Source organism: Starkeya nomas, assembly GCF_902703545.1.
GTDB classification, from domain to species: domain Bacteria; phylum Pseudomonadota; class Alphaproteobacteria; order Rhizobiales; family Xanthobacteraceae; genus Ancylobacter; species Ancylobacter moscoviensis.
Window position 1 is genome coordinate 4,424,640 of the sequence record NZ_CACSAS010000001.1, and the last position, 24,525, is coordinate 4,449,164.

Here is a 24,525-nt window from a genome sequence, read left to right on the forward strand (position 1 = left end):
GCGAACACTATGGTGCGCCCGGCTTCGGGGTGGGGAAATCCTTCTCCGGTCAGGCTTGAGCGTGGATCATGGGCGACCGAGACAAGACGGACGGCCAGGGTGACTCGGGTAGGCCGGATCTCTCCGACGCCGAACTCACCGGCCGGCTGCGCGGGCTGGGCAGTGCCCTCGACAAGGTGCACGCCGAGCGCAAGGTCGAAGAGGCGAGGTCCGCGGTGCCGGACCGGACCTCCGCGTCGGCGGGCATGACGCTGGCTTTCCGCCTGGGGAGCGAGTTCGTCGCCGGAGTTCTGGTCGGGGCCGGCCTCGGCTGGGGTTTCGACTACCTCATCGGCACGTCGCCGTGGGGAATGATCGTGTTCCTGCTGCTCGGCTTCGGGGCGAGCGTGATGAACATGATGCGCGCCGCCGGGGAAACCGGCCGCAAGACGCCGCCGAAGGGCGGGGCGTAAGGGGTTTGTCGGTGCCGGCCTCCTGGCGGGTGTCGAAGCAGATGGGCAGTGCCGCCATAGGCGGCGCACGAGATGGGGACGGGCGCTTCACGGCGCCGCGTGTTGAGGGCAGCGACCGGCGATGGCCAGCGGCAGCGTGATCGATCCGATCCATCAGTTCCAGATCATCAAGATCGTGGATCTAGGGAAGCCCGGCGGCATCGAGCTCGCCTTCACCAATTCCGCCGCCTTCATGTTCGGCATCGTGGCGCTGGTGTTCTTCTTCCTCACCTTCGCCACGCGCGGCCGCACCCTGGTGCCCGGCCGCCTTCAGTCGCTGGCGGAGATCTCCTACGAGTTCGTCGCCTCGACGGTGCGTTCGACCGCCGGCAACGAGGGAATGAAGTTCTTCCCGCTGGTGTTCTCGCTGTTCATCTTCGTGCTGGTGGCCAACTTCGTCGGCATGGTTCCCTATGCCTTCACCGTCACCAGCCACATCATCGTCACCGCCGCGCTGGCGCTGGTGGTGATCGGCACCGTGATCATCTACGGCTTCGCCCGCCACGGTACCCATTTCCTGCACCTCTTCGTGCCGTCGGGCGTGCCGGCCTTCCTGCTTCCCTTCATGGTCGTGATCGAGGTCATCTCCTTCCTCTCGCGGCCCATCAGCCTCTCGCTGCGTCTGTTCGCCAACATGCTGGCCGGCCATATCGCCATGAAGGTGTTCGCCGGTTTCATCGTGATGATGACCGCGACCGGCGTCGCCGGGTGGTTCGGCGCGGTGCTGCCGCTCGCCATGGTGATCGCGCTCACCGCGCTCGAATTCCTGGTCGCCGCCCTGCAGGCCTACGTCTTCGCGGTGCTGACCTGCATCTATCTCAACGACGCTCTGCATCCGGGTCACTGATCGGCGCGTCGCGGGACCTCATCCAGCCATCAACCAATCTTGCGAATTCAATAGGAGAAGATCATGGAAGCGGAAGCCGCCAAGTTCCTCGGCGCCGGTCTCGCCTGCCTCGGCATGGGTCTCGCCGGCATCGGCGTCGGTAACATCTTCGGCAACTTCCTCTCGGGCGCCCTGCGCAACCCGTCGGCCGCCGACGGCCAGTTCGCCCGCGCCTTCATCGGTGCGGCGCTCGCGGAAGGTCTGGGCATCTTCTCGCTCGTCGTCGCGCTCGTTCTGCTCTTCGTGGTCTGACGCCTTGAACGGCTTCGGGCGCGCCTTCCCGGCGCGCCCGTTGTCGCGTTGAACCGACGTCCGCATCGATCGAGGAAGCCTGAACCATGCCCGAGACCCAGGGTCCGGCCGGTATCATCGTCATCGCCCAGGCCGAAACGCCGGCGGCGCCCGGCACCCTGCCGGCCGTAAGCGGTGTGGAGATCGCAGTGCCGCCAGCGGAAGCTCATGGCGGGGGCTTCCCGCCCTTCGACGCGCATACTTTCCCCTCGCAGCTCATCTGGCTGGCGATCGCCTTCGGCGCTCTCTACCTGCTGATGAGCCGCGTCGCGCTGCCGCGCATCGCCAACATCCTCGAGGAGCGTCACGACCGCGTGGCCGACGATCTCGAGGAAGCCGCCAAGCTCAAGGCGGAGAGCGAGGCCGCCGCGCAGGCCTATGAGCAGGCGCTCGGCAGCGCCCGCAACAAGGCACATGGCATCGCCACCGAGACGCGCGACAAGCTCGCCGCGGAGAGCGACGCCGGCCGCAAGTCGCTGGAGGCGGAACTCGCCGCCAAGCTCGCGGCCGCCGAGGCGCAGATCGCCTCGACCAAGAACGCCGCCATGGCCAATGTCCGCGGCATCGCGGTCGACACGGCCAGCGCCATCGTCGATACGCTGATCGGCGCCGCGCCGGCCGCCAAGTCGGTCGAAGAGGCGGTCGACACCGCCATCAAGGGCTGAGGAGCGCACCATGGGTAGCGATACTTTCTGGGTCGCCGTCGCCTTCATCATCTTCATCGGGATCCTCGCCAAGTACGGCGCGTTCTCCGGCATCACCGCCAAGCTCGACGCCCGCGGCGAGCGCATCCGGCAGGAGCTGGAAGAGGCCCGCAAGCTGAAGGAAGAGGCGCAGAAGCTCGTCGCCGAGTACAAGCGCCGCCAGCGCGAGGCCGAGGCCGAGGCCGAGGCGATCATCACCACCGCCAAGGCGGAAGCCGAGCGTCTCGCCTCCGAGAGCAAGGCCAAGCTGGAGGACATGATCGCCCGCCGCACCAAGATGGCCGAGCAGAAGATCGCCCAGGCCGAGGCGCAGGCGCTCGCGGATGTGAAGGCCGCCGCCGCCGATGCGGCCGTGAAGGCCTCCGAGGCGCTGCTCGCCGCCCAGGTCATCGGCGACACCGCCGACCGGGTACTGAGCTCGGCGGTCGCCGAGGTGAAGTCGAAGCTCAACTGAGCCTCGTCCGGCAGACACGAATTACGGAATGCCCGGCCTCGCGCCGGGCATTTTCGTTTCGGGGTATGGGAAGTCGCGGGTGGCAGGCTCGGCCCGCTCACCCGCGACGTCGCCGGGCCGGTCCTGAAGAGAAGACGCGGATGTCCGGAACAGGTCTGGGCATGACGTTCCCTGGGCGATGCCGGGCTCCTTCTCCCCGCGGGGAGAGGGCTGGGGTGAGGGGGGGGGGGCTTCTATGGCTCCCCGATCGCGTCGCTCCTCACCCGCCGCAGCGCAGCGACCTCTGCCCAACGGGGAAAGGTGAAGTTGGCGTCATCCCGGCCCCTCGGGTCTTGCCTCCGGCAAGCCCAGGGGCAGGCTCCGCGTAGCGGAGAGCCGGGACCGCTCTCCATTCTGCCCGCGATCCCGGATCGATTCTCGGCCGTCCGGGATGACGGTATGAAGGGAAGATGGCTTGATCGGGGACCAACGTCATGGCCGGGCTTGACCCGGCCATCCACGACTTTGCTGGGGGGTCTGGGAGGAAGAAGACGTGGATGCCCGGAACACGTCCGGGCATGACGTTCCTTCGAGGGACGCTGCGGCGAGGAAATCCTCAGCTCGTCCAGCGGCGCGGGCGGTAGAAGGTGTGCTCGCCGATGCGGTCGAGCTTGCGCATCTCGCGGATCCAGTTCGGCCGCACCGAGCGCGCGTGATAGTGCGTCGCGCGGCCCACCTTCTCGTCCCACACCAGCCCGTCCAGCATATCGGCGGCGATCTCCTGCGCCTGCTTCCACAGGCTGGGCTCGGTCACCACGTCGCGGATGTTGTCGCAGGCGAAGGTGAACTGGCAGGCGAAGCGGCGATTGGCGTTCTGGTAGACGGCGCGGCAGATGTCCGAGGGGTAGTAGCCGGAGAAGACGCGGTTCATCACCACCTGCGCCACCGCGACCTGCCCGCGCTTCGGTTCGCCGCGGCTTTCGAAATAGACGGCTTCGGCGAGGCATTTCTCCGCCCGGTCGCGCCGCTTGCCGGAAAGGCCGAGCCGGTCCGCCGGGCTGGGTCCGCGTGCGAGGCGGGGGGCGTCCTCCTCGCCCGGCTCGGCATCCGACTTGGCCGCCGTGGTGGTGCCGCTCTCGCCCGGCATGGGCGCTCGCTCGCCGGGTGCACGGTGCAGGAAGGGCTGCGGCGGCAGCGCCGCCTGATCGAGCCCGAAGATGAAGACGTTCTGGCGGTAGAGCGGCAGAGCGGGGTCGAGCTCGTAAGAGGCGCGTCCGGCCGGCTCGCCGTCCTCGCCCAGCGCGGCCAGCGCGCCGTCGCCCGGCACGGAGATGTCGGTCTCGCCGGTGCCGAGCCCGATGGCCGGGCCGTTGTCCTCAAGCTGGGTGGGATCGCCTGTGGGATCGCCGGCCGGCACGGAATAGAGGCCGTGTGCCTCGATGGCGGCGATGTCGGCGCCCGCCTCGTCGTCGGCATCCTCATAGGGGTCGCTACCCGCACCGGCAAAGACGTCCGTCGCGCCGGTGCCGGCGCCGGTCGTCGCCGTTCCGGTGGCGCCCGTCGCCGGGCTGGCGGTGCCGCTGCCGGCAAGGCTCGCGGGGGTGGGATCGCCCGCGCCGGCCAGCGGATCGGCCTCCAGCCGCTCGTCGGCGTCGAGGGCGAGACGGTCGGCCTTGGTGTCGCGGTTGATGTCGATGGCGAGGCTGGCCGCCGGAGGGGTGGGGATGGCCGAGCCGGAGAGCAGGGCGGAAGCCGACGGCCAGGCGAAGGTCGAGGCCTTCAGCGTGTGGAGCGGTCCGCCGAGAATGGAGATGCGCGCGCGCTCGGTGACGTCCGGCTGGCGCGCCATGCGGCCGAGAATGTCCTGGAAGCCGATGGAGGTGCTGCCGCCCGCCAGCAGGAGCAGCAGGAGCCCGCCTTTCGTCCCCCAGCTTCGAACACGCGTGGAGATCTGCATGTCGACCCGACGCCTACGCAACAACGACACAAACGTTTGGCTGCGGAGTGACCTGTCGGTGACAGGCAAGACCTCGCGCGCCCCAGCTCTATGGTTGTCGCGTATTAACCTTGCCCGAGCGTTAATGACCTACCGTCAGAGCGAGGAAAAACGCAGCGCGACGCCCTTTTACTTGACCGGGCGGCCGGCCGGAGGTGGTCAGCGGGGTGCGGCTGCGCGACGCAGGCGGTCGGCGATGGCCTCACCGAGCCCGTGGCGCGGCAGCGGCACCACCGCGATGGCGGCGGCTCCCGCCCGGTCGAGATCGCGCAGATGGGCGAAGAGATTGGCGGCGGCCTCGACCAGATCGCCCGACGGGCTGAGGTCGCGATAGGCCACGGCCTGCTCGAAGCCCGGCGGATGCGCGCCGGCGAAGGTGAGCAGGGCCTCGCCGGGCTTCACCTCCCGCGCGCCGAGCCGCACGGGGGCGGCGGGGGCGTAATGCGAGGCGAGCATGCCCGGCGCCAGCGGCGCGGTCTCGCTGCCGGGCCCTTCCGGGGAGCGGATGGCGGGGCTCGCCAGCGGGGCGCCCAGCGCCGCCTCGATCGCCTCGCGCGGCAGGCCGCCGGGGCGCAGCATCACCGGCACGTCGCCGGTGCAGTCGAGGATGGTGGATTCCACCCCGACCGGGCAGGGCCCGGCATCGAGGATGAGGTCGATGCGCCCGTCGAGATCGGCCCGCACATGCGCGGCGCTGGTGGGGGAGACATGGCCGGAGCGGTTGGCGCTCGGCGCGGCGATGGGGCGACCGGCCGCCCGCAGCACCGCCTGCGCCACCTCATGGGCGGGCACGCGGATGGCGACGCTGGCGAGGCCGGCGCGGGCGAGCGCGCAGGTCGCGCCCTCGAAGGCCGGCACGACCAGCGTCAGCGGGCCCGGCCAGAAGCGGGTGGCCAGCAGTTCGGCCGCCGGGGTGAGAACACCGACGCGGCGCGCCGCCTCGACATCCGGCACATGGGCGATCAGCGGGTTGAAGCTGGGCCGGCCCTTGGCGGCGTAGAGGCTGGCGACGGCGCGCGGGTCGGTGGCGTCGCAGGCGAGGCCGTAGACGGTCTCGGTGGGCAGCGCCACCAGCCCGCCGGCGGCCAGCACGCGCGCGGCCTCGGCGATGCCGGCGGCGTCCGCCGCCAGCATCCTTGTGGTGCGCGTCATGGTCTCGGCCGGATGGCTCACTTGCTTCTCCCGATCAGGCGCGTTCGGATAGGATGTCCGGCCCGGCGGGTCAACGGCACGGGCGGGCGACCGGCCGGTCCGGGAAAACGCCGGCGTCGCGCGCCCCCGCGCTGGCCCCCGGCGGCGGGGTGGCATATCGTCCACCAACGGCCAATTAAGAACGAACGACGGAAAGACCTAGGGAACGCCATGACCACGCTGCTGATCGCGCATGACGCCTGCCTCGAACACCTCACGCCCGCCGGCCATCCCGAGCGGCCGGACCGGGTGCGGGTGCTCAACCGCGTCTTCGAGGGCGAGGCCTTCGCCACCCTCGCCCGCGAGCAGGCGCCGCTCGGTGAGCGCGAGGATATCGTGCGCGTGCATCCCGAGGATTTCGTCGCAGCGCTGGAAGAGGCGATGCCGAATGAGGGGCTGGTACGCATCGACGGCGACACGGTGTTGTCGCCCGGCACCGGCGAGGCGATCTGGCGCGGCGTCGGCGGCTCGGTGCTCGGCGTCGACGAGGTGCTGACCGGCAAGGTCGACAATGCCTTCGTCTCCATGCGCCCGCCGGGGCACCATGCCGAGACCCGCACGCCGATGGGCTTCTGCCTGTTCAACAACGTCGCCATCGCGGCCCGCCACGCGCAGAAGGTGCACGGCATCGGGCGCGTCGCCATCGTCGATTTCGACGTGCATCACGGCAACGGCACGCAGGAGATCTTCTGGTCGGACCCGAGCGTGCTCTACGCCTCGACGCACCAGATGCCGCTCTTTCCCGGCACCGGCTCGGTCGGCGAGCGCGGCACCACCGACAACGTCGTCAACGCGCCGCTGCGCTCGGGCGATGCCGGCGAGCATTTCCGCGAGGCGTTCGAGAGCCGCATCCTGCCGCGCCTCAACGCCTTCGGGCCGGAACTGCTGATCATCTCCGCCGGCTTCGACGCGCATGCGCGCGACCCGCTCGCCAACATCAACCTGCTGGAAGACGATTTCACCTGGGTCACGCGCAAGCTGATGGACGTCGCCGACAAGCATTGCGGCGGCAGGATCGTCTCGGTGCTGGAAGGCGGCTACGACCTCGAAGGGCTGGCGCGCTCCGCCTCCGCCCATGTCATGGCGCTGATGCGCGGCTGACGCCGCTTATGGCGCTGATGCGCGGCTGAGGGGTGAGACGGCGCGCTCCAGCCTGTATAAGGGGCGCGACTCATGGGAGAACGCGATGACCGATGTGGCCGACGTGAACGCGCTGAGCTTCGAGAAGGCGCTGGCCGAGCTTGAAGCCATCGTCGCCAAGCTCGAGGGCGGCAATGTCCCGCTGGAGGAGTCGATCTCGCTCTATGCCCGCGGCGAGGCGCTGAAGGCGCGCTGCGACGCGCTGCTGAAGGACGCCGAGGCGCGGGTGGAGAAGATCACCCTCGGCGCCGACGGCCGCCCGGCCGGCACCCAGCCGCTCGACGGCGAATAGCCGCCGGTGCGCCGCCACGCCCGCTCATGACGCCCTGCTCATGACGGTTCGCGCATGACGATACGCGCATGACGATACGCCTGCGCGCCCACCATCTGCTCTGCCTGCTGACCTTCATCGGCAAGGGCTACACGCCCGCCTTCACCGCCAATTACCGGCGCATCGTCGCGCGGCTGAACGCCGGCGAGGCGGCGGAGCTGGTCGAGGGGCCGGACGACATCTGCGCCCCGATGCTGGGCGAGCCCGGCCACCACTGCCGCAACGCCAGTGTCCGCGAGCGAGACATGCAGGCATTGGCCGACGTCGCGGCGCTGCTCGGCCGGCCGCTGGCGTCGGGCGAGAGCTTCACGCTCGATCCCGTCCGCGTGGCGGCGCTGCGCGCGGCCTTCGCCGCCGGGGCGATCCGCACGGCCTGTCAGGGGTGCCAGTGGTCGGGCCTGTGCACGGACATCGCGGCCGGCGGGTTCGCCGGCGTGCGTCTGTGCGGATGATGTCGGCCCGCCTTAGTACACGCCGGGTATGAGGCGGGCGGTGCGGGCGCTGTAGGCGCGGTATTCCTCGCCGAAGGTGTCGAGCATCATCTTCTCCTCCCGCCCGACGCGGAAGGCATAGAGGATGCCGAAGCCGACGAAGCCGGCCGGGCCGGCGATCCAGTTGGGGATCAGGATGAGCTGCGCCAGCGCCCACAGGAAGAAGGCCGAGTACATCGGATGGCGCACATGGCGGTACACGCCCTCGGTGATCAGCTTGTGCTTGTCCTTGATCTCCAGCGTCACCGACCAGTTCTTGCCGAGGTCCTTGTGGGTGCGGCGGAACAGCCAGAGCGCGGCGGCGAAGGTGAGGGTGCCGAGGGCGAACTGCACCACCGAATAGGGGTAGTTCGCGAAGTCGAACAGCTTCGAGGTCGCCCAGAACAGCGGCACGATGCCGAGGCCGAGCGTCGAGCAGGAGAGCAGCACCAGCTCGCGCACGCGGTCGCGCACGTCGACGACGCGCTCGCGCTTCACCTTGCGCTCGAACGGGATGCGGATGACGTACCAGCCGACGGTGCCCACGGCCCAGACGATCTTGGCGGCGACGAGAAGGTTCATGAAGCGTCCGTGGGTTGCTCGACCGGGGGTTCGGGCACGAGGGAGCCGTCCGGCGCGAAGCGGACCATGGGCCCTTCCGGCCGCGAGGTGATCTCGGCGAAGGGCAGCGGGCCGAGGATGAACATGAAGTAGTCGTAGGGAGCCCGCCGCTCATTGGCGAGCAGGAACTGGTAGTGCAGGCGCATCGCCTTCCAGCGCAGCCGGTGCAGCTTCTCCGGCGACAGCATCTCCTTGAGATTGGCGTTGCGCAGCTGCGGCTCGCGCGGCTCCGGCGCCTCGAAGGCGGTGGGCTGGAGCGTGACCGGGTGGAACTTGTAGAAATTGATGCTGTCGTGCCGCGCCTGGTACTCCGCCCAGCGCAGCTCGGGCAAGGCGGAGATGCGCTCGGCCTGCCGGCGCACCTTGGCGCCGCGGGCGTGCAAGGCGAGCTTGGGAATGGTCGCGCCGCAGGTCAGCAGGCCGATGCGCGTGCGTCCGGCGGCGAAGGCGGGATCGCGGTCGAGCGCCCGGTCGAGCACGCCGAGGATCAGCGTCGCGCCGAGGCTGTGGCCGACGAGCAGGATCTCGTCATGCGCGCCGGAGCGGGCCTCTTCCAGCAGCACCTCGGCGAAGCGGTCGAGCCGCGCGTCGAGCTCGGGCGTGTCGTCGTGCAGGTAGTCCCGCGCGAGGTCCCAGTCGTCGAGCGCCTGATGGAGGCGCCAGTCGCGCCCGGGCCGGTGGAACAGCCCGAAGAAGACGCCGACGCCGACCGCGAGGCCGAGCGCCCAGGCGAGGACCGACGGCAGGATATGCCCCGCCGCCCAGCCGGCGCCCCAGCCGGCGAGCCCGCCCGCGACCGCGAATAGCCCGACGATGACATAGGGGAAGAAGAAGAACAGGCCGTAGCGCGGGCTGGCGCGGAAATAGCCGCGCGCCGCGCCGCCGCGCAGGAAATCCCACAGCCCGCCGAAACCCTGCCACAGCCGCACCGGGTCGGGCCGCTCGTCGAGCTCGACCACGATGTCCTCCCAGCGCAGCAGGCGATAGTCGGTGTGGGTCGCCCAGTTGGCGCCGAGGCTGTCGACCTCCCAGCGGGCATAGGGCTGGCGGTCGTCGTCGAGGCGGCCCGTCACCTTCGTGCCGACGGACCAGAGATCGCCGAACAGCTTGGCCTGATAGGCGAAGCGGGCGTGGTGGTAGTCCATGTCGGTCGGGTCGTGACCGGGAAAGAACATCACCAGCCGCCGCCAGGCCGGCCCGGCGGCCGTGCGGTTTTCCTCTTGGCTTTCCTCGGTCACAATGGTCGGCGCCAGATTCATGCTGGCGTTTCTAATGGAAGCCGCGCCGGGAGGCCAATCCTCGTGCAGGCGGGGGCGCGGGTCTCCACATTCTGTTGCGCCGGGCATCACATTGGCGCGCGGGGAACGGGCTTTCGTTGCACCGCCTGCGACCTTTGTGTATGCCGTTGAACTTCGCCCCGGGCACGATCGTTGCACAGGAGCAGGGTGCACCTGATCGCGTTGCGCATGATCGTCGCTTCCGGCGAATGAGTTTTCGGAGCCGTTCTTGACCCGCCCCTCGACGCCGCTACTCGACACGATCCGCGAGCCTGCCGATCTGCGTCGGTTGCCCGAGGACCAGCTTCCCCAGCTCGCCGCGGAACTGCGCGAGGAGATGATCGACGCGGTGTCCGTCACCGGCGGCCATCTCGGCGCCGGGCTCGGCGTCGTCGAGCTGACCGTGGCCCTGCACCATGTCTTCGATACGCCGAACGACCGGCTGATCTGGGACGTCGGGCACCAGTGCTACCCGCACAAGATTCTCACCGGCCGGCGCGAGCGCATCCGCACGCTGCGCCAGGGCGGCGGGCTGTCCGGCTTCACCAACCGCGCCGAGAGCGCGTACGATCCCTTCGGCGCCGGCCACTCCTCCACCTCCATCTCGGCCGGGCTCGGCATGGCGGTGGCGCGCGACCTCGCCGGCACCCAGCGCAACGTGGTCTGCGTCATCGGCGACGGCGCCATGTCCGCCGGCATGGCCTATGAGGCGATGAACAATGCCGGGGCGATGGATTCCCGCCTCATCGTCATCCTCAACGACAACGACATGTCGATCGCCCCGCCGGTGGGCGCCATGTCGGCCTATCTCGCCCGGCTGATCTCCGGCCCGACCTACCGCACGCTGCGCGAGAGCGCCAAGCAGCTCACCCGCGCCCTGCCGCGCTTCCTCGGCAAGAAGGCGGCGCAGGCGGAGGAGTTCGCGCGCGGCTTCTGGACCGGCGGCACGCTGTTCGAGGAGCTCGGCTTCTACTATGTCGGGCCGATCGACGGGCACAATCTCGACCACCTGCTGCCCGTGCTGCGCAATGTGCGCGACGCGCCGACCGGCCCGGTGCTGGTGCATGTCGTCACCCAGAAGGGCAAGGGCTATCCGCCGGCGGAAGCCTCGGCCGACAAGTATCACGGCGTGCAGCGCTTCGACGTCGCTACCGGCACGCAGAAGAAGGCCGCCTCCAACGCGCCGAGCTACACCAGCGTCTTCGCCGAGAGCCTGATCGACGAGGCGCGGCGGGACGAGCGCATCGTCGCCATCAACGCCGCCATGCCGGCGGGCACCGGGCTCGACCTGTTCGGTCAGGTCTTCCCCGCGCGCACCTTTGACGTCGGCATCGCCGAGCAGCACGCCGTGACCTTCGCGGCGGGCCTCGCGACGGAAGGCTTCAAGCCGTTCTGCGCGATCTACTCGACCTTCCTGCAGCGCGCCTACGACCAGATCGTCCATGACGTGGCGATCCAGCGCCTGCCGGTGCGCTTCGCCATCGACCGCGCGGGACTGGTGGGCGCGGACGGCGCCACCCATGTCGGCGCCTTCGACGTGCCGATGCTCGCCACGTTGCCGGGCATGGTGGTGATGGCCGCCGCCGACGAGGCCGAGCTGGTGCACATGGTGGCGACCGCCGCCGCCTATGACGAGGGCCCCATCGCCTTCCGCTATCCGCGCGGCGAGGGCGTCGGCGTCGAACGGCCCGAGCATGGCGTGCCGCTGGAGATCGGGCGCGGGCGTATCGTGCGCGAGGGTTCGAAGATCGCGCTGCTGTCGCTCGGCACCCGGCTCGCCCCCTGCCTTGTCGCCGCCGAGCAACTGGCCGGCTTCGGCCTGTCGACGACGGTCGCCGATGCGCGCTTTGCCAAGCCGATCGACCGCGATCTGGTGCTGCGGCTGGCGCGCGAGCACGAGGTGCTGGTGGTGGTCGAGGAAGGCGCGGTCGGCGGCTTCGGCAGCCATGTGCTGACGCTGCTCGCCGAGGCCGGTGCGCTCGACCGGGGGCTGAAGGTGCGCGCGCTGGCGCTGCCGGACCGCTTCATCGAGCAGGACGCGCCGTCCGCCCAGCTGAGCGAGGCGGGCCTCGACGTCGAGGGCATCGTACGCGGGGTGTTCGGCGCGCTGGGGCGCGAGGAAGACGCCGCTCTCGCCCTGCGCCGCGGCTGAGCCGCCGGACGCGGCGATGAAGGCCGACCGTTCGAAATCCGCGGCGGGGCCGTCCGGCGCCCGCGAGCGCCCCGCCCGCGAGCATCCCGTCCGCGAGCGCGCCGACCGCGTGCTGGTCGAGCGCGGGCTGTTCGACAGCCGCGCGCGGGCGCAGGCCGCCATCGCCGCCGGTCTGGTGACGGCGGACGGGCGACGGGTCGCCAAGCCCTCCGAGACGATTTCCACCGAGGCGGTGATCGAGGCGCGCGAAGCCTATGAATGGGTCTCCCGCGCCGGCCTCAAGCTGGAAGCCGCGCTCGACGCGGCGGGTCTTTCCGTGGCCGGGCTGGAGGCGCTCGACGTGGGGTCGTCCACCGGCGGCTTCACGCAGGTGCTGCTGGCGCGCGGCGCTGCGCGGGTGCATGCGGTCGATGTCGGGCGCGACCAGCTCCATGCGCGGCTGCGCGCCGATCCGCGCGTCGTCTCGCGCGAGGAGACGGACATCCGCGACGTTGCGCCCGGCGAGGTGCCGCCGGCGGGCATCGTCGCCATAGACGTGTCCTTCATCTCGCTGGATCAGGTGCTGCCGGCCGCGCTCGCCCATGCGGCGCCGGGCGCGCATCTGGTGGCGCTGGTGAAGCCGCAATTCGAGGTCGGCCGCGACCGGCTCTCAAAGGGGGGCATCGTGAAGGACGCCGCCGCGCGGGAAGAGGCGGCCGGGCGCGTCGCGGGGCTGCTCGCGGCGCGGGGCTGGCGGGTGACGCACCGGCTCGTCTCGCCCATTCTCGGCGGCGACGGCAATGAGGAGAGCCTGATCGTGGCGACGCGGGCGGAATAGGGCCGCCCGCGTCGTATTCGCCGTCGCTTCCGCGCCGCTCAGGCGGCGTGGCGCGTGTGGCCGCTGGCGACCAGCGCGCCGGCGACCTTTTCCGAGACGTAGCCGAAGGCGCCGCCGACGATCATCGACAGGATGATGGTCACCAGCGGATTGCCGAGGCTCGCGGCGGTGAGGCTGGCCAGCCCGTCGGTGGCCAGCAGCGCGTAGCCGGCCGTGGCGGCGAAGCCGTAGACCAGCGCCGGAATGGCGGCGAAGGCCGGTATGTTGGCGAGCAGGATCATCACCAGCACGCCGACGCCGACGCAGATGCCGGCCCAGAGCGGCAGGCCGAGGCTTTCGCCGAGGCCGCCGCGACTGACCGCGAGCAGCGTCAGCCATGCCATGACGGCGCCGGCGATGTTGGCCATGACGGTGGCCTTCAGTCCGGCTTCCTTGCCGCCGCAGTGGAAGAAGCAGGCCCAGGCGATGAACGCGGCCCAGATCTGCAGGCCCCCGGCCAGAGGGCCGAGGAAGAGCCAGGTGGCGACGCCCCCCAGGACGCCGACACTGATTGCAAGTGCCGAGATAAGCGACATCCATTTCCCCTTTGCGTGTGCTGCGCAACTTATTATTATGTGCGCTTGCTAAGTAAATGAGGCTGACTATTTTAAGAATCGGAATCAGCCGAGGGAACGATACAGCAATTCGATGTGGGAATCAGGTTTACTTCAGAAGGTAGATGAATTGAACGGAATAAATATTTCGACAATACATAATATTGCATGGCGCATGGCAGGAGCGTGCCGCCGATGAGCGGGACGCTGTTCACCATCGACCATCTCGGCCATCGCGGCGACGGCATTGCCGAGACGCCGCAGGGGCCGGTCTATGTGCCGCTGACGCTGGCCGGCGAAGTGGTGGAGGCCGAGCGCCAGAACGACCGCGGGCGGCTCGTGGAGGTGGTGACGCCGAGCCCGGAGCGGATCGAGCCGGTCTGCCGGCATTTCGGCGTCTGCGGCGGCTGCGCGCTTCAGCACTGGGCCGCCGCGCCCTATCAGGTCTGGAAGCGCGAGCTGGTCGTGGACGCGCTTGCGCGCGTCGGGCTCGCGCCGCAGATCGCTCCGCTCGTGCCCGCCCATGGCGAGGGGCGGCGGCGCGCGGTGTTCCATGCGCGCGGCACCGGCGGCAATGCGCCGAAGGGGCGCGACCTGCTCGCCGTGGGCTATGCGGGGCGCCGCAGCCACGCCATCGTCGCCATCGACGCCTGCCCGATACTCGCACCTGCCCTCGACGGCGCGCTCAAGGCGTCCTGGGCGGTGGCGCAGGTGCTGGCGCCGCTCGCCAAGCCGCTCGACATTCAGGTGACGGCGACCGAGACCGGCCTCGACATGGACGTGCGCGGCAGCGGTCCCCTGAAGCCGGACCGCATCGCCGCGCTGGCCGAGGTCGCCGGCCAGCACCGTCTCGCCCGACTCACCCGGCACGGCGAACTGGTGCTGCAGCGCGAGCCGCCGCTCGTCACCATGGGCCGCGCCCGCGTCGTGCTGCCGCCGGGCTCCTTCCTGCAGGCGACGGCGGCGGGCGAGGCGGCCCTGGCGGCGCTGGTGACGGAGGCGCTGTCCGGCGCCGGCCGGATCGCCGACCTGTTCTCGGGCGTCGGCACCTTCGGGCTGCGCCTTGCGGAGCGGGCGCGGGTCGCGGCTTACGAATCCTCCGCTCCCGCGGTCGAAGCGCTCCTCAAGGCGACGCGCGGCGTGGCCGGGCTGAAGCCGGTGACGGCGGAGGTGCGCGACCTGTTCCGCCGCCCGCTGCTGGCGCAGGAGATGAAGGGCCTCGACGCGGCGGTGTTCGATCCGCCGCGGCAGGGCGCGGAGGCGCAGGCGCGCCAGCTCGCCGCCAGCGCCGTGCCGCTGGTGGTCGGCGTCTCCTGCGATCCCGTCACCTTCGCCCGCGACGCCGCGATCCTGACCGAGGGCGGCTACCGGCTGGAGCATGTGACGCCGGTCGACCAGTTCCTCTATTCCGCCCATGTGGAGCTGGTCGGGGTGTTCCGGCGCTAGGGTTCAGTTCCCCCAGCGCTCCATCCACATGCGCTCGCCGACCGCGCAGGAGACGCGGGTGGCGTCGGCGGCGCGGTGGACGAGCTGCGGTTTGGGCGGCACCACGCCGGCGATCTCCAGCACCAGCTTGGTCTTGATGGCGTCGGCGAATTCATGCGGGCCGCGCACCGGGATGACGAAGGCGCCGGGGCCGCCGATCACGCAGTCCTCGTAATAGATGTCGAGCTGGTCGATATCGAGCATCGAGCCCGCCGCTTCCTTCAGCATCAAGGGCAGGCCGTTGATGGTGATGCCGCGCCCGACCACGTCGTCGCGGGTGGCGTCGACCAGCGGACCCTGGTTGTTGGTGCCGTCGCCGGAAATGTCGATGACGCGGCGCAGGCCCCTGATCGCGTTGTGCTCGATCAGCCCGGCGCTGAACTCCATCGCCCCGGAGATCGAGGTGCGGTAGACGCGGCGCAGCGGCGCGCCGCCGATCGCCCGGGCGAAGGCTTCCGCGTCCTTCGGGCCGCTGATGAAGGTCCAGTCGACCACCAGCTTCTGCTCCTCGACGCCGGCCCATTCGACATAGGCGATGGCGACGCGGCCATTGGGGCCGAGCTTCAGCGCGTTGAGGAACTCGGGGGAGGTGACGGCCTTCATGTAGCCCTCGCGCTGGAGCGCGAGCTCGTCGAGGTCCATCGAGTAGGAAACGTCGACCGCCAGCACCAGCTCGACGTCGACCTGATCGTCGGCCCAGGCACGTCCACCCGCCGGCACCGCCAACAGCAACGCGGCCAGCGCCAGCCACACACGCACACGCGACATCGCGACCTCCGTCGGTGACGGGACCTCGACGTGTCAGAGACGCGTCACATTCATGGTGACACGGCCGGCGGGGGGCCTGAAGTCGAAATTGCGGGCAGGTGCGCCCACGCAATGCCATTCGCGTGAGCGGATTTCCTCAAGGGAAGGCGCCGGGAAGATACCGGCAAGGGGGCCCGCAAGGCCGCCGGATCAGACGTCCAGCGTCTCGGTGCCGCTGATCTCGATGCCGAAGCCGGCGACGCCGACATAGGTGCGCGCGCGGGAGGCGAGCAGGCGGATCGACGAGATGCCGAGGTCGCGCAGGATCTGCGCGCCGAGGCCGACCTCGCGCCAGTTCTGGTCGCGCAGCTTGGCGCTCTCGATCTTCTCCTCGTCGCCGACGGTGGAGGCCGGAACGCCCGTGGTGCCGTCGCGCAGATAGACCAGCACGCCGCGCCCTTCCGCCTTGATGCGCTCCAGCGAGGCGCGGATCGCCTTGCCGCCGGTGAACACGTCGGCGATCGGGTCGGCGCGGTGCAGGCGCACCAGCACGTCGCGCCCGTCGCCGATCTTCCCGTGCACCAGCGCGATGTGGTTCACCGGCTCGAAGGGCGTGACATAGGAGATGCCGTGCATCTCGCCGACCACGGTGGGGGCGGCGAATTCGGCGGTGCGGCTGACCAGCTTTTCGCGCAGCTGGCGATAGGCGATGAGGTCGGCCACCGAGATGCGGGTGAGCTTGTGGGTGCTCGCGAACTCGGCGACCCGCGGGCCGCGCATCACCGTGCCGTCGTCGTTGACAAGCTCGCAGATGACGCCGACCGGCTCCATGTTGGCGAGCTTGCAGAGGTCGACGGCCGCCTCGGTGTGGCCCGAGCGCATGAGCACGCCGCCTTCCTTGGCGATCAGCGGGAAGATGTGGCCGGGGCGGACGAAATCGGCGGCGCCGGCATTGGGATTGGCGAGCGCCCGCACGGTGGCGGTGCGGTCCTCGGCGGAGATGCCGGTGGTGGTGCCGTGGCGATAGTCCACCGAGATGGTGAAGGCGGTCGAATGCGGGGCGTCGTTGTCCGTCACCATCGGGTTGAGCCGCAGCCGCTTGGCGTGCTCGGCACTGAGCGGGGTGCAGACGATGCCGGAGGTGTGGCGCACGATGAAGGCGAGCTTCTCGGGCGTCGCGTGGCTGGCGGCGAGGATGAGGTCGCCCTCGTTCTCGCGGTCGTCGTCGTCGGTGACGACCAGCATCTCGCCGCGGGCGAAGGCTTCGATGGCCTCTTCGACGCGGGCCTGCAGATTGTCGCTCATGAATGCCACCTCCACGCTATCGAGCCCGAGAAAGTCGTTCGGCGTCACCGCGCCGCCGGTGGCGGCCGCGATGCGCGCGCCCGCTTCCCGGGAGACCCAGGCCGTTTCGTCCTTGCACAGCGCGGTGATGCTGGCGGGCGACAGGCCGGCGGCGCGCGCAAAGGCGCTGCGCGTCGTGCCGGTCGTGGCGAGCCAGTCCGCGAGTTTCATGACGGGACGATAGGACGAGGTTTATTCAGTGGCAATGAAATTCGTCGCGCGCATTTCAGCAATACTGAAAATGCGCCGGAACCTCAGCGCGGGAAGGGCCATGCCGGCGGGGTGCCGACCTGCCCGCGATGGCGCAGGAAATGGTCCGCCAGCACGCAGGCGACCATGGCCTCGCCCACCGGCACGGCGCGGATGCCCACGCACGGGTCGTGCCGGCCCTTGGTGACGATCTCCGCGTCCTCGCCGTGGCGCGTCACCGTGCGGCGGGGCGTGAGGATGGAGGAGGTCGGCTTCACCGCGAAGCGCGCCACCACCGGCTGGCCGGTGGAGATGCCCCCGAGAATGCCGCCGGCATGGTTGGCGAGGAAGACGGGGCGGCCGTCATTGCCCATGCGCATCTCGTCGGCATTGTCCTCGCCGGTCAGCGTGGCGCTGGCGAAGCCCTCGCCGATCTCCACGCCCTTCACCGCGTTGATGCTCATCAGCGCGCTCGCGAGGTCGGCGTCCAGCTTGCCGTAGATCGGCGCGCCGAGGCCCGGCGGCACGCCCTCGGCCACCACCTCGACGACCGCGCCGACCGAGGAGCCCGCCTTGCGGATGCCGTCGAGATAGTCGGCCATGCGCGCGGCCGCCTTCGCGTCCGGGCAGAAGAACGGGTTGCGGCCGATCTCGGCGTCGTCCCAGTTCGCCCGGTCGATGCCGATCTCGCCCATCTGCACCAGCGCGCCGGTGATGGTGACGCCGGGCAGCACCCGGGCGGCGATGGCGCCGGCGGCGACGCGCACCGCGGTCTCGCGCGCCGAGGAGCGCCCGCCGCCGCGATGGTCCCGCAGGCCGTACTTCACGTCATAGGCATAGTCCGCATGGCCGGGGCGGTAGCTTTCGGAGATCGCCGAATAGTCCTTGGAGCGCTGGTCGACATTCTCGATCAGCAGGGCGATCGGCGTGCCGGTGGAGACGAGCGTGCCGTCCTCCTCCGCCAGCGTGCCGGAGAGGATCTTCACCTCGTCCGGCTCGCGCCGCTGGGTGGTGAAGCGCGACTGGCCGGGGCGCCGCCGGTCGAGCGCCGCCTGCACGTCCTCCAGCCGGAAGCGCAGGCCGGGCGGGCAGCCGTCGATCACGCCGCCAATGGCCGGGCCGTGGCTCTCGCCGAAGGTCGTCACCCGGAAAAGATGGCCGAAAGTATTGAAGGACATCGCAGCTCGCCGGCGGAAGGGACGGGTTTCCGGCGCTTCTAGGCGCCTGCGCGACGGGCGTCAAACCGGGGCCCGGTCACGGCGCGCGAGGGTCAATGTGGAGAATGGCGGCATCCGTGCTACATAATACCGGACAAGAGGATATTCCCCGTCACCCATGCCCCTGTTTGAAATCGCTGTCGTTATCCTGCTCGTGCTGATCAACGGCGTTCTCGCCATGGCCGAGCTCTCCGTCGTTTCCGCCCGTCCCGCCCGTCTGCGCGCCATGGCCGACAACGGCTCGCGCGGCGCCCGAATCGCGCTGGGGCTCGCCGCCGATCCCGGCCGCTTCCTGTCCACCGTGCAGATCGGCATCACGCTGATCGGCATCCTCGCCGGCGCCTTCTCCGGCGCCACGCTCGGCGAGATGCTGGGCCAGTGGCTGCAGGGGCGCGGCGTGGCGCCGGGCCTCGCGGGCGGTCTCGGCTATTCCATCGTGGTGGCGGCGATCACCTATGTCTCGCTGATCATCGGCGAGCTGATCCCCAAGCGCCTGGCGCTGCAGAGCCCGGAGAGGCTGGCGAGCCTCGTCGCGCCGGGCATGATGCTGCTCTCGCGCATCGCCGCGCCGGCCGTGTGGCTGCTCGACATCTCCTCGCGCGTCGTGCTGCGCCTGCTCGGCGAGCACGGCAAGGGCGACGAGAACAACGTCACCGACGAGGAGATCCGCGCCATCGTCGCCGAGGCGGAGACCGCCGGCGTGATCGACCCGGACGAGCGCCGGATGATCGCCGGCGTCATGCGCCTCGCCGACCGGCCGGTGCGCGCGGTGATGACGCCGCGCACCGATGTCGACTGGATCGACCTCACCGACGATCCCGACGAGGTGCGCCGGACCATCCGCGAGACCGGCCACACCCGCATGCCGGCCTGCGAGGGCACGCCGGAGGAGAGCGTCGGCGTCATCGACATCCGCGACCTGCTGGAAGCCTATCTCGACGGCGAGACGCCGGACCCCCGCCGCTTCGTGAAGCCGGCGGCGGTGCTGGTGGAGACCGCCGGCGCGCTCGACGCGATGAAGGTGCTGCGCCACGCGGAATCGCCGCTGGCGCTGGTGGTCGACGAATATGGCTCGATGGTCGGCATCCTCACCCCGGCCGACCTGCTCGACGCCATCGCCGGCTCGGTGGTGCTCGACGAGGCGGGACACGCCAAGCCCGACATGGTGGAGCGTACCGACGGCAGCTATCTGGTCGCCGGCTCGACGCCGATCGACGAGCTGGCGGACGCGCTCGGCATCCGCATCCCGCACGATGCCGGCTTCCACACCGCGGCGGGCTTCGTGCTGCACGAGCTGAAGGCGCTGCCGGAGGAGGGCGCCGTCTTCGAGGCCCTGGGCTGGCGCTTCGAAGTGGTCGACATGGATGGAAGGCGCGTGGACAAGCTGCTGGTCTCGCGCGCCGTGGTCCCGAGGCGCCGCGCGCCCCTCATGGGCTGATCAGCGCAGCGCCGCCTCGGTGGCGGTGATCGGGTTGGCGGCCGGCACGCTGCCATAGCGCGTGCCGACGCCGACCACGACCGTGACGATGGCGACCGCGAGGGCGGCGGCGATGAGGCCGTATTCGAGGCCGGTGCCGTGCGAGCGGCGGGCAACGGCAGCGCGGCGCCGCGACGCCAGCTCCCGGCCGACCAGTTCCCGTTCCACCATCTCTCTCATGGCCATATCTCTGCTTGGTATCATCCGCAGGACATCTGTCTGATGACAGATTTTATTATGCGGACACCTTGCGCCGCAGACCTTGCCTGCACGTTAAAGCAGAGGCGAGGCGCGGGAACTCTTGGCCTGTGGTTAATGTTTGCCGCCGCAAGATGGTTAATACTTTGCGGCCGGCGGCGCCCGGATCCGTTCAGCCGCGCGGCTTGGCCCGGCGCGTCGGCGCGGCGCTGGCGGGGTCTTCCGGCCAGGGATGCTTGGGGTAGCGCCCGCGCATGTCGGCGCGCACGTCCCGCCACGAACCGCTCCAGAAGGACGGCAGGTCGCGGGTGAGCTGGATCGGCCGGTGCGCCGGCGAGAGCAGCGCGAGCACCAGCGGCACGCGCCCGCCGGCGATGGCGGGGTGGGTGGTGAGGCCGAACAGCTCCTGCACCCGCACGCTCAGGGTCGGCCCGCCCTCGGCGGCGTAGTCGATGGGCAGGCGCGAGCCGGTCGGCACCTCGAAATGGCTCGGCGCCTCCTGCTCCATGCGCCGCGCCAGCTCCCATGGCAGAAGGCCGCCGAGCGCGCGGCCGAGCACGTCGGCATTGATCTGGCCGAGCGCGGTCAGCCCGTCGAGCTGCGGCGCCAGCCATTCCTCGATCGTTTCCGCGAGCGTGGCCCATGCCAGGTCCGGCCAGATATCGGGCGCGCTGGCGTGCAGGAAGCGGGCGCGGTCGAGCCATTGCCGCTGCGCATCGGACCAGGCGAGCCGTTCCAGCCCGCGCGCGGCGGCGCGGGCGAGCGCGCGGGCCGTCTCCGTCCCCGGCTTCAGCGCGGCGGTGCGTTCGGCGAGGACGAGGCTGCCGAGCCGGCGCACATGGCGCGCGCGCAGCGCGCCGGAGGCGGCGTCGAAGCCGGTCTCCACTCCTTCGGTGATCGCCTCGCCGAACTCCGCCTCGATCTCGGCCTCGGTCAGCTCGGCGGCGAGCAGGATGCGCGCCTCGTCCGCCGTGCCGGTAAGCTCGGCGACGGCGAGGAAACGCGCGCGGGCGAGCGGCGAGGCGGGATCGAGCGCCGCCCCGCGCCCGTTCGCCAGCACGAAGCGGCGCCCGTCGCCGCGCCCGCGCGCGATGCGGTCGGGGAAGGCCAGCGCCAGCAGCACGGCGGGGGAGGGCGGCGGTCCGGCGGTCGTCTGGTCGTCCGCCGCCAGCCGTTCGGCCTCGCGCGCCCAGCGCTCCGCCAGCCGGCGGGCCTCCTCGGCGCGGCGGGAGCGGTCGCGGGCGAGGTCCGCCAGCCGGTGGGCGAGGTCGGGTGCGTCGCCGCCGAGTCCGCGCTCGGAGACGATGGCGGCGATCCGCGCGGCTTGCTCTCCCGCCCCACGCCTGGCGCCTTCGGTCACCATGCGGGCGAGGCGCGGCCCCAGCGGCAGGCGGGCCATGGCGCGGCCCGGCGCCGTCACCTGCCCGTCCGCGTCCAGCGCGCCGAGGGCGGCGAGCAGCGCTTTCGCCTCCTTCACCGCCGGCTCGGGCGGCGGGTCGAGGAAGGCGAGCGAAGAGGGGTCGCGCACGCCCCACATGGCGAGGTCGAGCACGAGCCGCGTCAGGTCGGCGGCGAGCATCTCGGGCACGGCGAAGGCGGGCAGGCTCGCCGTCTCCGGCTCGTTCCACAGGCGGATGCAGATTCCCGGCTCCGTGCGCCCGGCGCGGCCGCGCCGCTGGTCGGCCGCCGCGCGCGACACCCGCACCGTCTCCAGTCGCGTCAGCCCGACGCCGGGCTCGAAGCGCGGCACGCGGGCGAGGCCGCTGTCGACGACGAGGCGCACGCCCTCGATGGTCAGGCTGGTCTCGGCGATGGAGGTGGCGAGCACCACCTTGCGCCGTCCGGCCGGGGCGGGGGAGATGGCGCGGTCCTGCTCGCGCGGGTCCAGCGCGCCATAGAGCGGGTCGATGTCGACGGCGGGATCGGTGATCGCCTCGCGCAGCGCCCGCTCGGTGCGGCGGATCTCGGCGGCGCCGGGCAGGAAGGCGAGGATGGAACCCTTCTCCGCCGCCAGCGCCCGCCGGATCGCCTCGGCCATCTGCCGCTCGATGGGACTGCGCGGATCGCGGCCGGCATAGCGGGTCTCGACCGGAAAGGCGCGCCCGAGGCTCTCGATCACCGGCGCCTCGCCCAGCAGCCTGGCCACGCGGGCGCCGTCGAGGGTGGCGGACATGACGAGAAGCCGCAGGTCCTCGCGCAACGCGCCCTGCGCGTCGAGCGCCAGCGCGAGGCCGAGATCGGCGTCGAGGCTGCGCTCGTGGAACTCGTCGAACAGCACCGCGGCGACGCCGGAAAGCTCGGGGTCGTCGAGCATCATGCGGGTGAAGATGCCCTCGGTGATCACCTCGATCCGCGTGTTGCGCCCGACCTTCGAGCCGAAGCGGGCGCGGTAGCCGACCGTGCCGCCGGCGCTCTCGCCCAGCGTCGCCGCCATGCGCTCGGCGGCGGCGCGCGCGGCGATGCGGCGCGGCTCCAGCACGAGGATGCGCCGGCCCCCGACCCATGGCGCGTCGAGCAGCGCCAGCGGCACGCGGGTCGTCTTTCCCGCCCCCGGCGGGGCGACCAGCACGGCGCGCGTGCCGGCGCGCAGCGCGGCGGTGAGCGCCGGCAGGGCGTCGTCGATGGGCAAGGGCGCCGCAAAGGGCGTGGCGAAGGGCGCGGGCATCGGGCGATGGCTATACAGCCGGTTGCCGATGGCGGGAACAACCCCGAGGGCGCCGCATAGACGACGTCAACCTGAGAGGCCCGGCCAAAGGCCGCCGGCGGCACCCCGGGATGACCTGCATCGTAGCGGGAGAACGTTCGCGGATATCGCCGGCGGCGATTCCGGGAAGACGATTGAATTCCCATGCGACGTCATCCCCGGCCTCGAGCCGGGGATCCACGCCTGTCTTCCACGCGGAAGCCGTGGATGGCCGGGTCAAGCCCGGCCATGACGGTATGTTGCGGGATGATCTGGTGGAGGGCGTCCCCGCTCAGAAGATCTTGTCGAGCACCCGGCCGAGCTTGTCGACCACCTCGCCGATCTGGCTCTCGTTGATGATCAGCGGCGGGCTGACGGCGAAGGTGTCGCCGGCGGTGCGCACCATGATGCCTTCCTCGTGGAAGGCGCGCTCCATGCCCTCATAGGCGCGCCGGCCCACGCCGTCCTCGCGCGACTCGAAGTCCACCGCGCCGACGAGGCCGACGGTGCGGATGTCGAGCACGCCCTTCTTGGCGCGCAGCGTGTGGAAGGCGTCCGCCCAGATCGGCTCGATCTCCCGCACGCGCTCGAACAGCCCTTCCTCGCGGTAGAGGTCGAGCGTGGCGAGCGAGGCGGCGCAGGCGAGAGGATGCGCCGAATAGGTGTAGCCGTGGAACAGGTCGATGACCGGATCGTCGCTCTTCACGAAGGTGTCGTAGATGTGCTTGCGCACCAGCACGCCGCCCATCGGCACCGCGCCGGAGGTCACGCCCTTGGCGAAGGTGATCATATCAGGCACCACGCCGTAGCGCTCGGCGGCGAAGGCATAGCCGAGGCGCCCGAAGCCGGTGATCACCTCGTCGAAGATCAGGAGGATGCCATACTTGTCGCAGATCTCGCGCAGCCGCTTGAGATAGCCCTTCGGCGCGGGAATGGCGCCGGTGGAGCCGGACATCGGCTCGACGATGACGGCGGCGAGGGTGGAGGCGTCGTGCAGGGTGACGAGACCCTCCAGCGCCTCGGCGCGCTCGGCGCCCCATTCCGGCTCGCCCTTCGAGAAGGCCTGCTTCTCGCGGTTATAGGTGTGCGGCAGGTGGTCGATGCCCGGCAGCAGCGAGCCGAACAGCTTGCGGTTGGGCGACATGCCGCCGACCGAGATGCCGCCGAAGCCGACGCCGTGATAGCCGCGCTCGCGGCCGATGAGGCGGGTGCGCGTCGCGTTGCCGCGGGTGGCGTGATAGGCGAGCGCGATCTTCAGCGCGGTGTCGCCAGCTTCCGAGCCGGAATTGCACAGGAACACGTGGTCGAGGTCGCCCGGCGCCAGCGCGGCGATGCGGGCGGAGACGGCGAAGGCCTTGGGGTGGCCGTACTGGAAGGGCGGGGCGAAATCCATCTCCGCCGCCTGCTTCTGGATGGCCTCGACGATCGGGTCGCGGTTGTGGCCGGCATTGGCGCACCACAGGCCGGCGGTGGCGTCGAGGATCGGCCGGCCTTCCGGCGTGTAGTAGTGCATGTCCTTCGAACGCGACACCAGGCGCGGTCGCGCCTTGAACGCCCGGTTGGGCGTGAAGGGCATGAAGAAGGCCTCGAGGTCGTTCGGGTTGGCTCCGGCAGTGGAGTCGACATCGTAAGCGACAGACATGGACAGCTCCGGCTGGAAGGGCGGGAAGGAAACCGCGCTTTTTTAGTCATGTATAATGGGTGGGCAGCGCGCGCTCACGAGAAATAATGATGATGTGATCAGCTTCCTTTCTGCCGCGCCAGCCTTCGGCTTGACCCCGGTACCCCATCG

At 70.6% G+C, this 24,525-nt stretch carries 23 protein-coding genes; 12 read left to right on the forward strand and 11 right to left on the reverse strand.

Going from position 1 to position 24,525, the window contains the following annotated elements:
• Positions 1-68: 68 nt before the first annotated feature.
• From STARVERO_RS20940 to STARVERO_RS20960, 5 genes are all read left to right on the forward strand, one after another.
• Positions 69-452 carry an AtpZ/AtpI family protein gene (locus STARVERO_RS20940; protein WP_200837881.1) on the forward strand — a complete coding sequence of 128 codons (384 nt, stop codon included), beginning with the start codon at positions 69-71 and terminating at the stop codon, positions 450-452.
• Positions 453-588: 136 nt separating this feature from the next.
• Positions 589-1,338: a F0F1 ATP synthase subunit A gene (locus STARVERO_RS20945; protein WP_186291862.1), complete on the forward strand. Its 750-nt coding sequence runs from the start codon at positions 589-591 to the stop codon at positions 1,336-1,338.
• Positions 1,339-1,401: 63 nt separating this feature from the next.
• Entirely contained in the window at positions 1,402-1,629 is a 228-nt protein-coding gene (locus STARVERO_RS20950; protein WP_029350478.1) for a F0F1 ATP synthase subunit C, read from the forward strand.
• Between the two features lie 86 nt (positions 1,630-1,715).
• Positions 1,716-2,333 carry a F0F1 ATP synthase subunit B gene (locus STARVERO_RS20955; protein WP_144341703.1) on the forward strand — a complete coding sequence of 206 codons (618 nt, stop codon included), beginning with the start codon at positions 1,716-1,718 and terminating at the stop codon, positions 2,331-2,333.
• Positions 2,334-2,343: 10 nt separating this feature from the next.
• A complete protein-coding gene (locus STARVERO_RS20960; RefSeq protein WP_159601323.1) occupies positions 2,344-2,826 on the forward strand; it encodes a F0F1 ATP synthase subunit B family protein in 483 nt (160 codons plus the stop codon).
• A gap of 595 nt (positions 2,827-3,421) precedes the next feature.
• Here STARVERO_RS20960 and STARVERO_RS20965 read toward each other — a convergent pair.
• The gene (locus STARVERO_RS20965; protein WP_159601325.1) at positions 3,422-4,762 is read right to left on the reverse strand and encodes a cell wall hydrolase; all 1,341 of its coding nucleotides are present in this window, start codon (positions 4,760-4,762) and stop codon (positions 3,422-3,424) included.
• A gap of 198 nt (positions 4,763-4,960) precedes the next feature.
• Positions 4,961-5,935 carry an L-threonylcarbamoyladenylate synthase gene (locus tag STARVERO_RS20970; protein WP_159601970.1) on the reverse strand — a complete coding sequence of 325 codons (975 nt, stop codon included), beginning with the start codon at positions 5,933-5,935 and terminating at the stop codon, positions 4,961-4,963.
• A gap of 228 nt (positions 5,936-6,163) precedes the next feature.
• On the opposite strand from STARVERO_RS20970, the gene STARVERO_RS20975 reads away from it, so the two are divergent.
• The 3 genes from STARVERO_RS20975 (at position 6,164) to STARVERO_RS20985 (ending at position 7,915) form a co-directional block, all read left to right on the forward strand.
• Positions 6,164-7,093: a histone deacetylase family protein gene (locus STARVERO_RS20975; protein WP_144341706.1), complete on the forward strand. Its 930-nt coding sequence runs from the start codon at positions 6,164-6,166 to the stop codon at positions 7,091-7,093.
• A gap of 85 nt (positions 7,094-7,178) precedes the next feature.
• Positions 7,179-7,424, forward strand: coding sequence for an exodeoxyribonuclease VII small subunit (locus STARVERO_RS20980; protein ID WP_144341707.1), 246 nt, complete (start codon positions 7,179-7,181; stop codon positions 7,422-7,424).
• Positions 7,425-7,492: 68 nt separating this feature from the next.
• Complete coding sequence (locus STARVERO_RS20985) at positions 7,493-7,915, forward strand: DUF1284 domain-containing protein (protein WP_159601327.1); 423 nt, start codon at positions 7,493-7,495, stop codon at positions 7,913-7,915.
• A 12-nt stretch (positions 7,916-7,927) separates the two neighbouring features.
• Here STARVERO_RS20985 and STARVERO_RS20990 read toward each other — a convergent pair whose 3' ends face one another.
• On the reverse strand, positions 7,928-8,515 hold the full coding sequence (locus STARVERO_RS20990; RefSeq protein WP_144341709.1) for a protein-S-isoprenylcysteine O-methyltransferase: 588 nt from the start codon (positions 8,513-8,515) through the stop codon (positions 7,928-7,930).
• Positions 8,512-9,813: an RBBP9/YdeN family alpha/beta hydrolase gene (locus tag STARVERO_RS20995; RefSeq protein ID WP_159601329.1), complete on the reverse strand. Its 1,302-nt coding sequence runs from the start codon at positions 9,811-9,813 to the stop codon at positions 8,512-8,514. Before STARVERO_RS20995 ends, STARVERO_RS20990 begins: the two co-directional genes overlap by 4 nt.
• Before the next feature lie 247 nt (positions 9,814-10,060).
• Between STARVERO_RS20995 and dxs the strand changes: the two genes are divergently transcribed.
• Together dxs and STARVERO_RS21005 are read left to right on the forward strand one after the other, a co-directional pair.
• Positions 10,061-11,983 (forward strand): 1-deoxy-D-xylulose-5-phosphate synthase, encoded by a 1,923-nt coding sequence (gene dxs / locus STARVERO_RS21000; RefSeq protein WP_159601331.1) that lies wholly within the window; start codon positions 10,061-10,063, stop codon positions 11,981-11,983.
• A gap of 127 nt (positions 11,984-12,110) precedes the next feature.
• Positions 12,111-12,800, forward strand: a complete 690-nt coding sequence (locus STARVERO_RS21005) for a TlyA family RNA methyltransferase (protein WP_244616958.1) — start codon at positions 12,111-12,113, stop codon at positions 12,798-12,800.
• A 38-nt stretch (positions 12,801-12,838) separates the two neighbouring features.
• Here the strand turns inward: STARVERO_RS21005 and STARVERO_RS21010 are convergent, their stop codons facing one another.
• Entirely contained in the window at positions 12,839-13,375 is a 537-nt protein-coding gene (locus STARVERO_RS21010; protein WP_159601335.1) for a DUF1097 domain-containing protein, read from the reverse strand.
• Between the two features lie 213 nt (positions 13,376-13,588).
• Between STARVERO_RS21010 and STARVERO_RS21015 the strand changes: the two genes are divergently transcribed.
• Positions 13,589-14,839, forward strand: coding sequence for a class I SAM-dependent RNA methyltransferase (locus STARVERO_RS21015; RefSeq protein WP_159601337.1), 1,251 nt, complete (start codon positions 13,589-13,591; stop codon positions 14,837-14,839).
• Positions 14,840-14,842: 3 nt separating this feature from the next.
• Here the strand turns inward: STARVERO_RS21015 and STARVERO_RS21020 are convergent, their stop codons facing one another.
• The 3 genes from STARVERO_RS21020 to aroC form a co-directional block, all read right to left on the reverse strand.
• Positions 14,843-15,646, reverse strand: a complete 804-nt coding sequence (locus STARVERO_RS21020; protein ID WP_159601339.1) for a DUF1194 domain-containing protein — start codon at positions 15,644-15,646, stop codon at positions 14,843-14,845.
• 189 nt (positions 15,647-15,835) lie between these two features.
• Positions 15,836-17,140, reverse strand: coding sequence for a 3,4-dihydroxy-2-butanone-4-phosphate synthase (ribB, locus tag STARVERO_RS21025; RefSeq protein ID WP_159601341.1), 1,305 nt, complete (start codon positions 17,138-17,140; stop codon positions 15,836-15,838).
• Between the two features lie 83 nt (positions 17,141-17,223).
• The gene (gene aroC / locus STARVERO_RS21030; RefSeq protein WP_159601343.1) at positions 17,224-18,336 is read right to left on the reverse strand and encodes a chorismate synthase; all 1,113 of its coding nucleotides are present in this window, start codon (positions 18,334-18,336) and stop codon (positions 17,224-17,226) included.
• Between the two features lie 157 nt (positions 18,337-18,493).
• Here aroC and STARVERO_RS21035 point away from each other — a divergent pair, with 157 nt between their 5' ends.
• Positions 18,494-19,813, forward strand: coding sequence for a hemolysin family protein (locus STARVERO_RS21035; protein WP_144341718.1), 1,320 nt, complete (start codon positions 18,494-18,496; stop codon positions 19,811-19,813).
• Here STARVERO_RS21035 and STARVERO_RS21040 read toward each other — a convergent pair whose 3' ends face one another.
• The 3 genes from STARVERO_RS21040 to aptA all read right to left on the reverse strand — a co-directional run bounded on the left by STARVERO_RS21040 (position 19,814) and on the right by aptA (position 24,375).
• A complete protein-coding gene (locus STARVERO_RS21040; RefSeq protein ID WP_144341719.1) occupies positions 19,814-20,032 on the reverse strand; it encodes a hypothetical protein in 219 nt (72 codons plus the stop codon).
• 190 nt (positions 20,033-20,222) lie between these two features.
• Positions 20,223-22,715 carry an ATP-dependent helicase HrpB gene (gene hrpB / locus STARVERO_RS21045; protein ID WP_159601345.1) on the reverse strand — a complete coding sequence of 831 codons (2,493 nt, stop codon included), beginning with the start codon at positions 22,713-22,715 and terminating at the stop codon, positions 20,223-20,225.
• Between the two features lie 310 nt (positions 22,716-23,025).
• A complete protein-coding gene (aptA, locus tag STARVERO_RS21050; RefSeq protein WP_144341721.1) occupies positions 23,026-24,375 on the reverse strand; it encodes an omega-aminotransferase AptA in 1,350 nt (449 codons plus the stop codon).
• Positions 24,376-24,525 lie beyond the last annotated feature (150 nt).

Bases quoted from the DNA above. Each gene is read 5' to 3' on its own strand.
- STARVERO_RS21015 (WP_159601337.1), top strand. From the start codon at position 13,589: ATGAGCGGGACGCTGTTCACCATCGACCATCTCGGCCATCGCGGCGAC.
- STARVERO_RS21010 (WP_159601335.1), bottom strand. From the start codon at position 13,375: ATGTCGCTTATCTCGGCACTTGCAATCAGTGTCGGCGTCCTGGGGGGC.
- STARVERO_RS21040 (WP_144341719.1), bottom strand. From the start codon at position 20,032: ATGAGAGAGATGGTGGAACGGGAACTGGTCGGCCGGGAGCTGGCGTCG.
- STARVERO_RS20970 (WP_159601970.1), bottom strand. From the start codon at position 5,935: ATGCTGGCGGCGGACGCCGCCGGCATCGCCGAGGCCGCGCGCGTGCTG.
- STARVERO_RS21020 (WP_159601339.1), bottom strand. From the start codon at position 15,646: ATGTCGCGTGTGCGTGTGTGGCTGGCGCTGGCCGCGTTGCTGTTGGCG.
- STARVERO_RS21035 (WP_144341718.1), top strand. From the start codon at position 18,494: ATGCCCCTGTTTGAAATCGCTGTCGTTATCCTGCTCGTGCTGATCAAC.
- STARVERO_RS20940 (WP_200837881.1), top strand. From the start codon at position 69: ATGGGCGACCGAGACAAGACGGACGGCCAGGGTGACTCGGGTAGGCCG.
- aroC (WP_159601343.1), bottom strand. From the start codon at position 18,336: ATGTCCTTCAATACTTTCGGCCATCTTTTCCGGGTGACGACCTTCGGC.
- STARVERO_RS20955 (WP_144341703.1), top strand. From the start codon at position 1,716: ATGCCCGAGACCCAGGGTCCGGCCGGTATCATCGTCATCGCCCAGGCC.
- STARVERO_RS20960 (WP_159601323.1), top strand. From the start codon at position 2,344: ATGGGTAGCGATACTTTCTGGGTCGCCGTCGCCTTCATCATCTTCATC.
- STARVERO_RS20990 (WP_144341709.1), bottom strand. From the start codon at position 8,515: ATGAACCTTCTCGTCGCCGCCAAGATCGTCTGGGCCGTGGGCACCGTC.
- STARVERO_RS20965 (WP_159601325.1), bottom strand. From the start codon at position 4,762: ATGCAGATCTCCACGCGTGTTCGAAGCTGGGGGACGAAAGGCGGGCTC.
- STARVERO_RS20985 (WP_159601327.1), top strand. From the start codon at position 7,493: ATGACGATACGCCTGCGCGCCCACCATCTGCTCTGCCTGCTGACCTTC.
- hrpB (WP_159601345.1), bottom strand. From the start codon at position 22,715: ATGCCCGCGCCCTTCGCCACGCCCTTTGCGGCGCCCTTGCCCATCGAC.
- aptA (WP_144341721.1), bottom strand. From the start codon at position 24,375: ATGTCTGTCGCTTACGATGTCGACTCCACTGCCGGAGCCAACCCGAAC.
- STARVERO_RS20995 (WP_159601329.1), bottom strand. From the start codon at position 9,813: ATGAATCTGGCGCCGACCATTGTGACCGAGGAAAGCCAAGAGGAAAAC.
- STARVERO_RS20975 (WP_144341706.1), top strand. From the start codon at position 6,164: ATGACCACGCTGCTGATCGCGCATGACGCCTGCCTCGAACACCTCACG.
- ribB (WP_159601341.1), bottom strand. From the start codon at position 17,140: ATGAAACTCGCGGACTGGCTCGCCACGACCGGCACGACGCGCAGCGCC.
- STARVERO_RS20950 (WP_029350478.1), top strand. From the start codon at position 1,402: ATGGAAGCGGAAGCCGCCAAGTTCCTCGGCGCCGGTCTCGCCTGCCTC.
- STARVERO_RS20980 (WP_144341707.1), top strand. From the start codon at position 7,179: ATGACCGATGTGGCCGACGTGAACGCGCTGAGCTTCGAGAAGGCGCTG.